Raw genomic sequence first — 13782 nt, 5'->3', positions numbered from 1 at the left:
TCGGCCGTCGAACACTCACGCCCGTCCTGAGGGGCCGACCGACCGTCACACGGTCGGTCGGCCCCTCTCTCTGTGGGAAGATCGACACCATGCTTCGTTGGTTGACCGCTGGAGAATCTCACGGGCCCGAGCTCGTCGCCGTCCTCGAGGGGCTGCCGGCCGGCGTGCCGGTGTCGCTCGACGCGATCCGTGCCGACCTCGCCCGCCGCAAGCTGGGCTACGGTCGCGGCTCCCGCATGAAGTTCGAGCAGGACGAGCTGAACATCTCGGGCGGCGTCCGCCACGGCCTGACGATGGGCAGCCCCGTCGCCCTGCGCATCGGCAACACCGAGTGGCCGAAGTGGGTCGAGGTGATGAGTCCCGAGCCCGTCGACGTGAGCGACGCCTCACGGGGTCGAAGCGCGCCACTCACGCGACCCCGACCCGGCCACGCCGACCTCGTCGGCATGCAGAAGTACGACTTCGACGAGGCCCGGCCGATCCTCGAGCGTGCGAGCGCACGCGAGACGGCGGCCCGCGTCGCCCTCGGTGCCGTCGCTCGGTCCTTCCTCGCCGAGCTCGGCATCGAGCTCGTCAGCCACACCCTGTCCATCGGCCCCGTGCGCGTGCCCGACGGCAGCCCGGTGCCCGTCCCGTCGGACGTCGACCGTCTCGACGACGATCCGCTGCGCTGCTTCGACCAGGCGACCAGCGCCCTCATGGTCGACGAGGTCGAGGCCGCCAAGAAAGACGGCGACACCCTCGGGGGCGTCGTCGAGGTGCTCGCCTACGGCGTGCCGCCGGGGCTCGGCTCGCACGTCCAGTGGGACCGTCGTCTCGACTCGCAGCTGGCCGCCGCGTTGATGGGCATCCAGGCGATCAAGGGCGTCGAGGTCGGGGACGGCTTCGAGACGACCCGCAGGCGCGGGTCGGTCGCCCACGACGAGCTCCACCGCACGGGCGGGGTCATCTCACGCGACACCGATCGCGCCGGGGGGACCGAAGGGGGCATGAGCACGGGCACCGTCCTCCGCGTGCGTGCCGGCATGAAGCCGATCGCGACCGTTCCGCGGGCACTGGCCACGGTCGACGTCACGAGCGGCGAAGAGAGCAAGGCGCACCACCAGCGTTCCGACGTCTGTGCGGTCCCGGCCGCCGGCGTCGTCGCCGAGTCGATGGTCGCCCTCGTCCTGGCGAACTCGATCCTCGAGAAGTTCGGCGGCGACTCGCTGGGCGAGACGGCTCGCAACCTGCGGGGCTACCTCGACGCCATCCCCGAGAACCTGCGGACTCAGCCGGCGTCCGCCGCCGAGTGACGACCACGCGGCCGGTCGTCCTGATCGGCCCCATGGGGGCGGGCAAGACGAGCATCGGCAAGAAGCTCTCGCGCCGCCTCGACGTCCCGTTCGTCGACAGCGACCGCCTCGTCGTCCGACGGCACGGGCCCATCGCCGAGCTGTTCGAACGTCACGGCGAGGCACACTTCCGGGCGCTCGAACACGAGGCCGTGGTCGAGGCCCTGGCCGGTGACGGGGTGGTGTCGCTGGGTGGGGGAGCCGTCCTCGACGACCGCACCCGCGCCTCCTTGTCAGGGTTCCCCGTCGTCCTGCTCACCGTGACGGCCGAGGCCGTCGAATCGCGGTTGGCCGGCAGTGCCCGGCCACTGCTGCAGCGAGGGGGCATCGAGGCCTGGCGCGCCATCGCCGCCGAGCGCGATCCCGTCTACCGAGCACTGGCGTCCGTCGTGTTCGACACGTCCCACCGGCCCGTCTCGACCGTCGTCGACGACATCGAGACCTGGCTCGACTCCGAGAGAGGCACCGCATGACCGACGCGACCGACACCACGACCATCCACGTCGAGGGAGACGCCCCCTACGACGTGCTGATCGGTCGGGGACTCACCGGCCACCTGCCGGGCGTCCTGCACCCGCAGACGAAGAAGGTGCTGATCGTCCACGCGCCCACGCTGGGCCGCAAGGCGGGCGAGGTGCGCGACTCCTTGGTGGCGGCCGGCTACGAGGCTCTCATCGCCGAGGTGCCCGACGCCGAGGACGCCAAGCGCGTCGAGGTCGCCGCCTTCTGCTGGCAGGTGCTGGGCCAGGCCGACTTCACCCGCACCGACGCCGTCATCGGTCTCGGCGGCGGGGCCATCACCGACCTGGCCGGCTTCGTCGCGGGCACCTGGCTCCGGGGCGTCCCGCTCGTCCAGATGCCGACCAGCGTGCTCGGGCTCGTCGACGCGAGCGTCGGCGGCAAGACCGGCGTCAACACCGCCGAGGGCAAGAACCTCGTCGGTGTCTTCCACCCGCCTGTGGCGGTGCTGGCCGACCTCGACCACCTCGACACGTTGTCGAAGAACGAGATCCTCGCCGGCTTCGCCGAGGTCGTGAAGGTCGGGTTCATCGCCGAACCCGAGATCCTCGACATCGTCGAGGCCGACGTCGACCGGGCGACCGACCCCACGACGCCCGAGTTCCGTCGGGTCGTCGAGCTGGCGATCGGGCTCAAGGCCCGCGTCGTCGGCGAAGACCTCACCGAGCAGGGTCTCCGCGAGATCCTGAACTACGGCCACACCCTCGGCCACGCCGTCGAGCACGCCGAGCGCTACCAGTGGCGCCACGGGGCCGCGGTCTCGGTGGGCATGGTCTTCGCCGCCGAGCTCGCGCGTCTGACCGGACGCTTGTCCGACGAGGCGGTCGACCGTCACCGGCGCATCCTCGAGTCGCTGACCCTGCCGGTCTCGTACCCCCTGGGCCGCTGGAACACCCTGCTCGCGACGATGCAGCGTGACAAGAAGGCCCGCGCGGGCCTGTTGCGCTTCATCGTCCTCGACGAGATCGGTCGGCCGACCGTGCTGCAGGGGCCCGACCAGAGCCTGCTGTTCGCGGCCTACCAAGAGATCGGTTCGTAGCCCTCCGGCCCGTCAGGGCGTCCGCTACACTCGACGATGGCCGATTCCGGCCGACCTCCCACCACCCCGAACGGATCATCCGCGCATGGCGACTACCAACGACATCAAGAACGGTGCCGTCCTCAACCTCGACGGTCAACTCTGGAACGTCATCGAGTTCCAGCACGTCAAGCCGGGCAAGGGTGGAGCGTTCGTCCGCACGAAGATGAAGAACGTGATGTCGGGCAAGGTCGTCGACAAGACGTTCAACGCCGGCACCAAGATCGACTTCGCCAACGTCGACCGTCGCGAGTACACGTACCTCTACGCCGAGGCCGACGGCTACGTGTTCATGGACACGAGCGACTACGACCAGATCAACGTGCCCGCCACGATCGTCGGCGACGCGAAGAACTTCATGCTCGAGAACCAGAACGTGCAGATGGCCCTGCACGACGGCGACCCGCTGTACATCGAGCTGCCCGCCTCGGTCATCCTCGAGGTCACCTACACCGAGCCCGGCCTCCAGGGCGACCGGTCGACCGGTGGCACGAAGCCCGCCACCGTCGAGACCGGCTACGAGATCCAGGTGCCGCTGTTCCTCGAGACCGGCACCAAGGTCAAGGTCGACACGCGCGACGGCGGCTACCTCGGCCGCGTCAACGACTAGTCGGTGAGCGCACGCACCAAGGCGCGGAAACGTGCCCTCGACGTCTTGTACGTCGCCGACATCCGTCAGATCAGCATGACGGACGCTCTGGTCACCGAGACCCAACGGGCACTCGACCAGCCCGAGCGCGGGTCGAGCTGGGGTTACGCCCGCGACATCGTCCAGGGAGTCATCGACCACCGCGACGAGATCGACGAACTGATCGAGACGTACTCGCAGGGTTGGACCCTCGCGCGCATGCCCACCCTCGACCGCGGAATCATCCGCATCGGCATCTGGGAGCTCCGCCACAACGACGAGACGCCCGACGCCGTGGCCATCAGCGAGGCCGTCGAACTCGCCCAGACTCTCAGCACCGACGACTCGGCCTCGTTCGTCAACGGACTGCTCGGCCGAATCGCGACCGCCGACTGACGGTCGGAGGAAGATCACCACCGACCGATCGTCACCGGTCGACTCGTCGGTCGTACGACGAACCGATAGGCTCGATCCACCCACACCGACATCCTTTAAATTCCGTCCCGAGAGGCGGGGAAGGAGGTCCGATTGAGCACCCGTACCGTGCTGAGTCAGGCTGACATCGCGCGTGCCCTCACGCGCATCTCGCACGAGATCCTCGAGTCCAACAAAGGCGCCGACGACCTGGTCGTCCTGGGCATCCCCACACGCGGCGTCGTGCTCGCCGACCGTCTCGCCGCGACCCTCTCGTCCATCTCGGGCAGCACCGTCCCCGTCGGGTCGGTCGACGTGACGATGTACCGCGACGATCTCCGGCGCCAGCCCACCCGGTCGCCCCGCCCCACCTCGGTGCCCTCCGGTGGCATCGACGGCAAGACCGTCGTCCTCGTCGACGACGTCCTCTACTCGGGCCGCACCATCCGTGCCGCGCTGGACGCGCTGAGCTCGATCGGTCGGCCCCGGGCGGTCCGCCTCGCCGTCCTCGTCGATCGCGGGCATCGAGAGCTCCCGATCCGCGCGGACTTCGTGGGCAAGAACCTGCCCACCTCGACCGTCGAGCGCATCTTCGTGCGACTGCACGGCGTCGACGACGACGAGCTCGTCGCCATCGACGACGGCACGACCGCAGGAGGCGCGGGCCCCGACCCGGCGCCCGTCGCCACCCCGGGGGCGAACCGATGAGGCACCTGCTCAGCACCGCCGATCTCTCGCGCGACGAGTCGATCCGCGTCCTCGACGTGGCGGAGGACATGGCCGACGTCGCCACCCGCGAGGTGCGCAAGCTCCCGACGCTCCGCGGCATCACGGTCGTCAACCTGTTCTACGAGGACAGCACCCGCACGCGCATCTCGTTCGAGGCCGCGGCCAAGCGTCTCAGTGCGGACGTCATCAACTTCGCGGCGAAGGGATCGAGCGTCTCGAAGGGCGAGTCCCTGAAGGACACGGCCCAGACCCTCGCCGCCATGGGGGCGGACGGCATCGTGATCCGCCATCCGTCGAGCGGTGCCCCACGCGTGCTCGCCGACAGCGGCTGGGTCGACGCCGGCATCGTCAACGCGGGTGACGGCACCCACGAGCACCCCACGCAGGCGTTGCTCGACGCCTTCACGATCCGTCGTCGCGTCCACGGGGCGGCGAGCCGAGGGCGCGATCTCGACGGTGTCGAGGTGATGATCGTCGGCGACATCCTGCACTCCCGGGTCGCCAGATCCAACGCGTGGCTGTTGCGGACGCTCGGCGCCCACGTGACGGTGGTCGCGCCTCCCACGTTGATCCCGGTGGACGTCAGCCGCTTCGGCGTCGACGTCCGCTACGACCTCGACGAGGCCCTGGCCGAGGTGCGACCGGACGTCGTCATGATGCTCCGCATCCAGCAGGAGCGCATGAACGACGCGTTCTTCCCCAACCCACGCGAGTACGCCCGGTCCTGGGGCCTGGGCGCGATGCGGTTCCGGTCGCTGCCCGAGTCGACGCTCGTCATGCACCCCGGCCCGATGAACCGCGGCCTCGAGATCAGCGACGAGGCCGCCGACTCGCCGCGCTCGACCGTCCGCGAGCAAGTCACCAACGGCGTGGCCGTCCGCATGGCCGTGCTCTACCTCACCCTCGCCGGCGACCGAGAGGACGCATCGTGACCACCACCCACCTCATCCGGGGCGCCGAGACCGTCGACGGCAGCCGGACGGACGTCGTCGTCCGCGACGGCGTCGTCGTCGAGCTCGGCACCGGTCTGACCGCCGCCGGCGCGACGGTCACCGACGCCGACGGCCTGCTCCTGCTGCCCGGCCTCGTCGACCTGCACACCCACCTGCGCGAGCCCGGCGGCGAGGGCAGCGAGACCGTCCTGACCGGGTCGCGCGCAGCGGCCGCCGGTGGGTACACCGCCGTCAACGCCATGGCGAACTCGTCGCCCGTGGCCGACACCGCGGGGGTCGTCGAACAGGTGCAGGCGTTGGGGGAGCGCGCCGGCTTCGTGACCGTCCGACCGATCGGTGCCGTCAGCCAGGGGTTGAAGGGCACCCACCTCTCCGAGATCGGCGCCATGGCCCGCTCCCGTGCCGCCGTCCGGGTCTTCTCCGACGACGGGTCCTGCGTGGCGGACCCGCTGCTGATGCGTCGGGCACTCGAGTACATCAAGGGCTTCGGAGGAGTCCTCGCCCAGCACGCCCAAGAGCCCCGGCTCACCGAGGATGCCCAGATGAACGAGGGCGCCCTGTCGGCAGAGCTCGGCCTGGGCGGCTGGCCCGCGGTCGCCGAAGAGGCGATCATCGCCCGCGACGTGCTGCTCGCGGACCACGTCGGCGCCCGACTGCACGTCTGCCACGTCTCGACCGCGGGCAGCGTCGAGGTCATCCGCTGGGCCAAGTCGCGCGGCATCGAGGTCACGGCCGAGGTCACTCCGCACCACCTGCTGCTGACCGAGGACCTCGTGTCGGGCTACGACTCGCGGTACAAGGTCAATCCACCTCTGCGACGCTCGGAAGACGTCGACGCGCTGCGTGCCGCCCTGGCCGACGGCACGATCGACATCGTGGCCACCGACCACGCCCCGCACACCTCCGAGGCGAAGTGCTGCGAGTGGGACGCCGCCGCCAACGGCATGGTCGGTCTCGAATCCGCCCTCTCGGTCGTGCACCACACCATGGTCGACACGGATCTGATCGGCTGGGCCGACGTGGCCCGGGTGATGTCGATCACCCCGGCCGCCATCGGCCAGGTGGCCGGGCACGGGCGCCCCCTCGCCGTGGGCGAGCCCGCCGAGCTCACGCTCTACGATCGTGGGGTGACCCGCACGTTCTCGACCGAGCATCTCGCGGGCAAGAGCCGCAACTCGCCCTACCTCGGTCGCGTCCTGCCCGGTCAGGTGCGGGCGACCTTCCACCAGGGCTACGCGACCGTGGTCGACGGCCACGTCGTCGACAGCGAGGTCGTCGCCCGTTCGGCTCGACTCGTCGACAGCGCCGCCGCCCTCGCCGCCACCGAGGGGACGCCCGCCCGATGAGCCAGTGGATCATCGCTGCCCTGATCCTCGTCGGCGTCGGGCTGCTGATCGGCCTGATGGCCCGGTCCTGGCGGGCACGCGGGCGCCGTCAGTCCGACATCCCCGCACCCGACCGGGCGCCCGACGACCTGTCGGACCCCGTCGTGGCGGTCGACGCCCTCTACGTCGCGACGTCACGAGGCGGCGAGCCGCTCGACCGCGTCGTCGTCCACGGCCTCGGGTTCCGCGGTCGGGCGGTCGTGTCCGTCCACGCCGAGGGCGTGCGCCTCGAGATCGCGGGCGAACCCGCCGTGCTGATCCGCGCCTCCTCGATGCGGGGCGTCGACCGCGCGACCTGGACCATCGACCGCGTCGTCGAGCGCGACGGACTCGTGCTCGTCGGCTGGCGCCTCGGCGACGTCGACCTCGACACCTACCTGCGCTTCACCGACGACCCGACCCCCGTCGTCGCGGCGATCCGCACCCTCGTCCCCACGGCCCCCGGGGCCGGCACCACCAAGGAGAAGACCATTGACTGACGCCTCCACCACCGACAGGGCCGTGCTGGTCCTCGCCGACGGCACCCGGTACACGGGTCGCGCCTACGGCGCCGTCGGACGCACCCTCGGCGAGGTCGTCTTCGCGACCGGCATGACCGGCTACCAGGAGACCCTCACCGACCCCTCGTACGCCGGTCAGATCGTCGTCATGACCGCCCCGCACATCGGCAACACGGGCGTGAACGACACCGACCCCGAGTCGCGCCGCATCTGGGTCGCCGGGTACGTCGTCCGGGACGCGAGCCGCGTGGTCTCGAACCACCGCGCGCAGGGCAGCCTCGACGACCAGCTCGTCGCCGACGGCATCGTCGGCATCCGCGGCATCGACACCCGCGCCGTGACCCGCCGTCTGCGCGAGGTGGGCTCGATGAAGGGCGGAGTCTTCAGCGGGCCCGACGCCGGGCTCGACCCCGACGAGCAGCTCGCCCTCGTCACCGCCGGGGCCGACATGCGCGGCCTCAACCTCTCGAGTCGGGTGTCGACGGTCGAGCCGTACGTGCTGCAGGCCGAGGGCGACCGCATCGGGTCCGTCGCCGTCCTCGACCTGGGCGTGAAGACCTCGACGCTGCGCTACCTCGCGCAGCGCGGCTTCGAGGTCCACGTGCTGCCGCAGTCCACCACCCTCGACGAGCTCCGCGCCCTCGCCCCCGACGCCCTCTTCTACTCGAACGGCCCCGGTGACCCGGCGGCGAGCGATTCGCAGGTCGAGCTGCTCCAGGGCGCCCTCCGCGACGGTCTGCCGTACTTCGGCATCTGCTTCGGCAACCAGCTGTTCGGCCGGGCACTGGGCTTCGGCACCTACAAGCTGCCCTTCGGCCACCGCGGCATCAACCAGCCGGTGCTCGACAAGACCACGAACAAGGTCGAGATCACCAGCCAGAACCACGGGTTCGCGGTCGACGCGCCGATCGACGGCGTCCTCGACTCGCCGGCCGGCTTCGGCCGGGTGGAGGTGAGCCACTACAGCCTGAACGACCAGGTCGTCGAGGGCCTCCGCGCCCTCGACATCCCCGCGTTCTCGGTGCAATACCACCCCGAGGCCGCCGCGGGCCCCCACGACAGCAACCACCTCTTCGACCGCTTCCGTGAGGCGGTCGTCGCCCGCACGAACGGCCAGGCCGTCGACTTCGGCTCCGACATCGAAAGCAGCAACTGATGCCCAAGCGTGACGACATCAACTCCGTCCTCGTGATCGGCTCCGGGCCGATCGTCATCGGTCAGGCGGCCGAGTTCGACTACTCGGGCACCCAGGCCTGCCGCGTGCTGCGCGAAGAGGGCGTCCGGGTCATCCTCGTGAACCCGAACCCGGCCACGATCATGACCGACCCCGACTTCGCCGACGCGACGTACATCGAGCCCATCACGTCCGAGGTGCTCGAGGCCATCATCGTGAAGGAGCGCCCCGACGCGATCCTGCCGACCCTCGGCGGGCAGACGGCCCTCAACGCCGCCATCGCCCTCGACGAGGAGGGCATCCTCGCCAAGCACGGCGTGGAGTTGATCGGCGCCAAGGTCGAGGCCATCCAGAAGGGCGAGGACCGCCAGCTCTTCAAGAAGCTCGTGCTCGAGTCGGGTGCCGACGTCGCCAAGTCGTACATCGCCACCACCGTCGAGCAGGCCGTGGAGTACGCCGAAGACCTCGGGTACCCCCTGGTCATCCGTCCCTCGTTCACCATGGGCGGGCTCGGGTCGGGCTTCGCTTACACCCGCGACGAGCTGATCCGCATGGTCACGGACGGCCTCCACCAGAGCCCCACCACCGAGGTCCTGCTCGAGGAGAGCATCCTCGGCTGGAAAGAGTACGAGCTCGAGATGATGCGCGACACGGCCGACAACACGGTCGTGGTCTGCTCGATCGAGAACGTCGACCCGGTGGGCGTCCACACCGGTGACTCGATCACCGTCGCGCCGGCGTTGACCCTGACCGACCGCGAGTACCAGAACCTGCGCGACATCAGCATCGACATCATCCGCCGTGTCGGGGTCGACACCGGTGGCTGCAACATCCAGTTCGCGGTGGACCCGGCGGACGGCCGCGTCATCGTCATCGAGATGAACCCCCGCGTGTCGCGCTCCAGCGCCCTCGCGTCCAAGGCGACCGGCTTCCCGATCGCCAAGATCGCGGCCAAGCTGGCCCTCGGATACCGCCTCGACGAGATCCCGAACGACATCACGAAGGTGACCCCCGCCTCCTTCGAACCGACGCTCGACTACGTCGTCGTCAAGGTGCCCCGGTTCGCGTTCGAGAAGTTCCCGGCGGCCGACACGACGCTCACCACGACGATGAAGAGCGTGGGCGAGGCGATGGCCCTCGGCCGCAACTTCACCCAGGCGCTGCAGAAGTCGCTCCGGTCGCTCGAGAAGCGCGGGTCGAGCTTCCACTGGCAGGGAGAGCCCGGAGACCAGGAGGCGCTGCTCGCGTTGTCGTCGACGCCCACCGACGGCCGCATCGTCACCGTGCAGCAGGCCCTGCGGGCCGGTGCCACCGCCGAGCAGGTCTTCGACGCCACGAAGATCGACCCCTGGTTCATCGACCAGATCGTCTTGATCAACGAGATCGCCGAGCAGGTCGCCTCGGCCGCCGAGCTCGACGCGGACACCCTCGTGCTCGCCAAGGACCACGGCTTCAGCGACGACCAGATCGGCCAGTTGCGCGAGCTCTCCGAGCAGCAGGTGCGCGATCACCGCCACGCCCTCGACGTGCGCCCCGTCTTCAAGACCGTCGACACCTGCGCGGGGGAGTTCCCCGCCCTGACGCCGTACCACTACTCGAGCTACGACACCGAGACCGAGGTCGTGGCCAGCGACCGCCGCAAGGTGATCATCCTCGGCTCGGGTCCGAACCGCATCGGGCAGGGCGTCGAGTTCGACTACTCGTGCGTCCACGCGAGCTTCGCCCTGAGCGACGCCGGCTTCGAGACGATCATGATCAACTGCAACCCCGAGACGGTCTCGACCGACTACGACACGAGCGACCGGTTGTACTTCGAGCCGCTCACCCTCGAGGACGTCCTCGAGGTCGTCCACGCCGAGAGCGCCAGCGGCGAGCTCGTCGGTGTCGTCGTGCAGCTCGGCGGCCAGACGGCTCTCGGCCTGTCGAAGGGACTCGAAGCGGCCGGCGTGCCCATCCTCGGCACGACACCCGACGCGATCGACTCGGCCGAAGAACGGGGCCTCTTCCAGGGCATCCTCGACGCCGCCGGCCTGCTCGCACCGCGCAACGGCACGGCGACCGACTACGACAGCGCGGTCGCCGTCGCCGAAGAGATCGGCTACCCGGTGCTGGTGCGACCGTCGTACGTGCTCGGCGGACGCGGCATGGAGATCGTCTACGACAGCCCCTCGCTCGCCGACTACTTCGAACGGGTCGCGGACCAGGCCATCATCGGCCCCGACGCGCCCTTGCTGGTCGACCGCTTCCTGGACGACGCCGTCGAGATCGACGTCGACGCGCTCTACGACGGCACCGAGCTCTACGTCGGCGGCATCATGGAGCACATCGAGGAGGCCGGCATCCACTCCGGCGACTCGAGCTGCACCCTGCCGCCCGTCACGCTCGGGAAGGGCGAGATCGACCGCGTCCGCGACGCGACCCTCGCCATCGCGAAGGGCATCGGCGTGTCCGGTCTGCTCAACGTGCAGTTCGCGATCGCGGCCGGCGTGCTCTACGTCATCGAGGCCAACCCCCGGGCGAGCCGGACGGTGCCGTTCGTCTCGAAGGCGCTCGGCATCCCGCTGGCCAAGGCGGCCTCGCTGATCATGGTGGGGCACAGCGTGCGCGACCTCGTGGAAAGCGGTCTGCTGCCCGAGCAGGACGGCTCGGACGTCCCCCTCGACTCGCCGATCTCGGTGAAGGAGGCCGTGCTGCCCTTCAAGCGGTTCCGAACGAAAGAGGGGCAGGTCGTCGACAGCGTCCTCAGCCCCGAGATGCGCTCGACCGGCGAGGTCATGGGCATCGACCGCGACTTCCCCCGGGCGTTCGCGAAGAGCCAGACGGCCGCCTACGGTGGGCTCCCGACGTCGGGCACCGTCTTCGTCAGCGTCGCGGACCGCGACAAGCGGGCGATCGTGTTGCCGGTCCTGCGCCTCCAGCAACTCGGGTTCCGCATCCTCGCGACCGAGGGGACGGCCACCGTCCTCGTGCGCAACGGCATCCACGCCGACACCGTCGACAAGTTCAGCGCCGGGGGCCACTCGGTCGTCGACCTGATCAACGCCGACGAGGTCGACATCGTGATCAACACCCCGAGCGGGTCGAGCGCCCGAGCCGACGGGTACGAGATCCGCGCGGCGACCGTGGCGGCCGACAAGGCCCTCTTCACGACCATCGCGCAGCTCGGAGCGGCCGTCGCCTCGATCGAGGCCGTGCAGAGCGACCTCGAGGTCACGAGCCTGCAGGACTACGGTCTCGCCCGGGCGGCCCGACGGTGAGCTCGTCGTTCGGCGACCGGCTCGCGGCGGCGTTCGCCGCGACCGGTCCGCTCTGCGTCGGCATCGACCCCCACCCCTACCTCCTGGACCAGTGGGGTCTCTCGTCCGACGCCTCGGGCGTGCGTGAGTTCGGCCTGCGCGTCGTCGACGGCCTGGTCGGCTCGGCATCGATCGTCAAGCCGCAGGTCGCGTTCTTCGAACGCTGGGGCTCCGCGGGGTTCGCAGCCCTCGAGGACGTCCTCGAGGCCGGTCGCGAGCGGGGCCTGCTGCAGATCGGTGACGCCAAGCGGGGCGACATCGGCTCGACGATGGACGGCTACGGTGACGCGTGGTTCGACGAGTCGTCGGCGTTGCGGGTCGACGCCCTGACCGTCTCGCCCTATCTCGGCTTCGATTCCATGACCGGGCTGGTGACGCGGGCACGGGCCGTCGGCGCAGGTGTGTTCGTGTTGGCCGCGACGTCCAACGTCGAGGCGCTGGCGACCCAGACGGCCGTGCGGACCGACGCCCACGGCGCGGAGGGCACCGTCGCGAGCGGTATCGTCGACGACGTGCTCCATGACAACCAGACGGCGGGCGACGCCCCGTTCGGCAGCGTCGGCCTCGTGCTCGGCGCGACCGTCGACCTCGACGACTACGGCATCGACACCACGCGGCTGACGACGACGCCGGTGCTCGCCCCGGGGTTCGGCCACCAGGGCGCGTCCTATGCCGACCTCCCTCGACTCTTCGGCCCTGCCGCCGGCGCCGTGCTGGTCTCCGCCTCCCGTGCCCTCCTCTCGGCGGGTCCGGCGGGGTTCGCCGACGCGGTCCGTCGTGACGCCGACGAGGTGCGTTCGTGCCTCGTCTGACCCCGCCCCCCGTCGACCGTGCCGCGGCGGCCCGCGCCGCCGTGGCCGCACGACGTGGGCGCGCCGCCGTCAAGAACGCCGTCGCCTCGCGGACCCGGAGCGCCCTCGACGTCGCCGAGGCCGCCTGGGCCGGTGAACCCACGAGCCCCGAGGGGTCGCTCAGGGTCCGCGAGCTGCTCACCAGCATCCCGGGGATCGGCCCGACCCGCGTCGCCCGCATCATGACCGAACTCGGCATCGCCGAGTCGAAACGGGTCGGCGGGCTCGGGGTCAGGCAACGCCGCATCCTCGGCGACTGGCTCGCCGTCCGCGAGGCCAAGGGACGCCTCCGGTCCCGGCTGGTCGTCCTGGCCGGTCCCACGGCCGTGGGCAAGGGCACCGTCTCGACGTACATCCGCGAGAACTACCCCGACGTGCACCTCAGCGTGTCCGCGACGACCCGTGCCCCGCGACCCGGCGAGGTCGACGGGGTCCATTACTACTTCGTTGACGACGCCGAGTTCGACCGCATGATCCGCGACCGCGAACTGCTCGAGTACGCCACGGTCCACAACTCCTACCGCTACGGCACGCCCCGCCCCCCGCTGGACGCCGCGTTGAACGAGGGTCGCAGCGTGCTGCTCGAGATCGACCTGCAGGGCGCCCGTCTCGTCCGGGCCGCGATGCCCGAGGCCGTGCTCGTCTTCCTCCTGCCCCCGACCTGGGACGAACTAGTCCGTCGACTCATCGGTCGAGGCACCGAGGACGCCGCCGAACAGCAGCGCCGACTCGAGACCGCGAAGGTCGAGCTGGCCGCCCAGGACGAGTTCGACGCGCGTGTCGTGAACCACGACGTGGCCGAAGCGGCCCGCGAGGTCGTAGAATTGATGACTGCGCCCGAACCGGGCCGTACCCGCGCGTGACCCGCGCCCCGATCTTGGTGCCCACGCTCGTCCCGAGCGGTGGCGGCACCGACCCCCA

The 13782-nt window shown here is 70.4% G+C and carries 13 protein-coding genes; all 13 read left to right on the top strand.

Translation table 11 applies throughout. The features are described from left to right. Positions 1-89: 89 nt before the first annotated feature. The 13 genes from aroC (at position 90) to gmk (ending at position 13724) form a co-directional block, all read left to right on the top strand. Positions 90-1295, top strand: coding sequence for a chorismate synthase (aroC, locus tag AC1MBW_RS14425; RefSeq protein ID WP_054146052.1), 1206 nt, complete (start codon positions 90-92; stop codon positions 1293-1295). Between the two features lie 32 nt (positions 1296-1327). After that, positions 1328-1807: a shikimate kinase gene (locus AC1MBW_RS14420; RefSeq protein ID WP_054146183.1), complete on the top strand. Its 480-nt coding sequence runs from the start codon at positions 1328-1330 to the stop codon at positions 1805-1807. Continuing rightward, positions 1804-2892 (top strand): 3-dehydroquinate synthase, encoded by a 1089-nt coding sequence (aroB, locus tag AC1MBW_RS14415; protein WP_480024896.1) that lies wholly within the window; start codon positions 1804-1806, stop codon positions 2890-2892. Before AC1MBW_RS14420 ends, aroB begins: the two co-directional genes overlap by 4 nt. Positions 2893-2977: 85 nt before the next feature. Next, positions 2978-3541, top strand: a complete 564-nt coding sequence (gene efp, locus AC1MBW_RS14410) for an elongation factor P (RefSeq protein ID WP_043592746.1) — start codon at positions 2978-2980, stop codon at positions 3539-3541. A gap of 3 nt (positions 3542-3544) precedes the next feature. Continuing rightward, the gene (gene nusB, locus AC1MBW_RS14405) at positions 3545-3955 is read left to right on the top strand and encodes a transcription antitermination factor NusB (RefSeq protein WP_480024895.1); all 411 of its coding nucleotides are present in this window, start codon (positions 3545-3547) and stop codon (positions 3953-3955) included. Positions 3956-4087: 132 nt separating this feature from the next. Then, positions 4088-4681, top strand: a complete 594-nt coding sequence (gene pyrR, locus AC1MBW_RS14400) for a bifunctional pyr operon transcriptional regulator/uracil phosphoribosyltransferase PyrR (RefSeq protein WP_480024894.1) — start codon at positions 4088-4090, stop codon at positions 4679-4681. Continuing rightward, complete coding sequence (locus tag AC1MBW_RS14395; RefSeq protein ID WP_480024893.1) at positions 4678-5634, top strand: aspartate carbamoyltransferase catalytic subunit; 957 nt, start codon at positions 4678-4680, stop codon at positions 5632-5634. Before pyrR ends, AC1MBW_RS14395 begins: the two co-directional genes overlap by 4 nt. Further along, a complete protein-coding gene (locus AC1MBW_RS14390) occupies positions 5631-7001 on the top strand; it encodes a dihydroorotase (protein ID WP_480024892.1) in 1371 nt (456 codons plus the stop codon). The genes AC1MBW_RS14395 and AC1MBW_RS14390 overlap by 4 nt, the downstream gene beginning before the upstream one ends. Further along, positions 6998-7519 carry a PH-like domain-containing protein gene (locus AC1MBW_RS14385; protein ID WP_480024891.1) on the top strand — a complete coding sequence of 174 codons (522 nt, stop codon included), beginning with the start codon at positions 6998-7000 and terminating at the stop codon, positions 7517-7519. The genes AC1MBW_RS14390 and AC1MBW_RS14385 overlap by 4 nt, the downstream gene beginning before the upstream one ends. Continuing rightward, entirely contained in the window at positions 7512-8696 is a 1185-nt protein-coding gene (gene carA / locus AC1MBW_RS14380; RefSeq protein ID WP_480024890.1) for a glutamine-hydrolyzing carbamoyl-phosphate synthase small subunit, read from the top strand. The genes AC1MBW_RS14385 and carA overlap by 8 nt, the downstream gene beginning before the upstream one ends. After that, positions 8696-11971, top strand: coding sequence for a carbamoyl-phosphate synthase large subunit (gene carB / locus AC1MBW_RS14375; protein WP_480024889.1), 3276 nt, complete (start codon positions 8696-8698; stop codon positions 11969-11971). Before carA ends, carB begins: the two co-directional genes overlap by 1 nt. Next, positions 11968-12822 (top strand): orotidine-5'-phosphate decarboxylase, encoded by an 855-nt coding sequence (gene pyrF / locus AC1MBW_RS14370; RefSeq protein WP_054146059.1) that lies wholly within the window; start codon positions 11968-11970, stop codon positions 12820-12822. The genes carB and pyrF overlap by 4 nt, the downstream gene beginning before the upstream one ends. Further along, the gene (gene gmk, locus AC1MBW_RS14365) at positions 12810-13724 is read left to right on the top strand and encodes a guanylate kinase (RefSeq protein ID WP_055972721.1); all 915 of its coding nucleotides are present in this window, start codon (positions 12810-12812) and stop codon (positions 13722-13724) included. The genes pyrF and gmk overlap by 13 nt, the downstream gene beginning before the upstream one ends. Positions 13725-13782: the final 58 nt, after the last annotated feature.

The organism is Frigoribacterium sp. AP1 (assembly GCF_056680555.1).
Note: the sequence above shows the minus strand (reverse complement) of the source record. Positions and strands in the feature narration are given on the sequence as shown.

Coding starts and splice junctions, on each gene's coding strand:
- aroC (WP_054146052.1), top strand. CDS start 90: ATGCTTCGTTGGTTGACCGCTGGAGAATCTCACGGGCCCGAGCTCGTC.
- AC1MBW_RS14420 (WP_054146183.1), top strand. CDS start 1,328: ATGGGGGCGGGCAAGACGAGCATCGGCAAGAAGCTCTCGCGCCGCCTC.
- aroB (WP_480024896.1), top strand. CDS start 1,804: ATGACCGACGCGACCGACACCACGACCATCCACGTCGAGGGAGACGCC.
- efp (WP_043592746.1), top strand. CDS start 2,978: ATGGCGACTACCAACGACATCAAGAACGGTGCCGTCCTCAACCTCGAC.
- AC1MBW_RS14395 (WP_480024893.1), top strand. CDS start 4,678: ATGAGGCACCTGCTCAGCACCGCCGATCTCTCGCGCGACGAGTCGATC.
- AC1MBW_RS14385 (WP_480024891.1), top strand. CDS start 6,998: ATGAGCCAGTGGATCATCGCTGCCCTGATCCTCGTCGGCGTCGGGCTG.
- carB (WP_480024889.1), top strand. CDS start 8,696: ATGCCCAAGCGTGACGACATCAACTCCGTCCTCGTGATCGGCTCCGGG.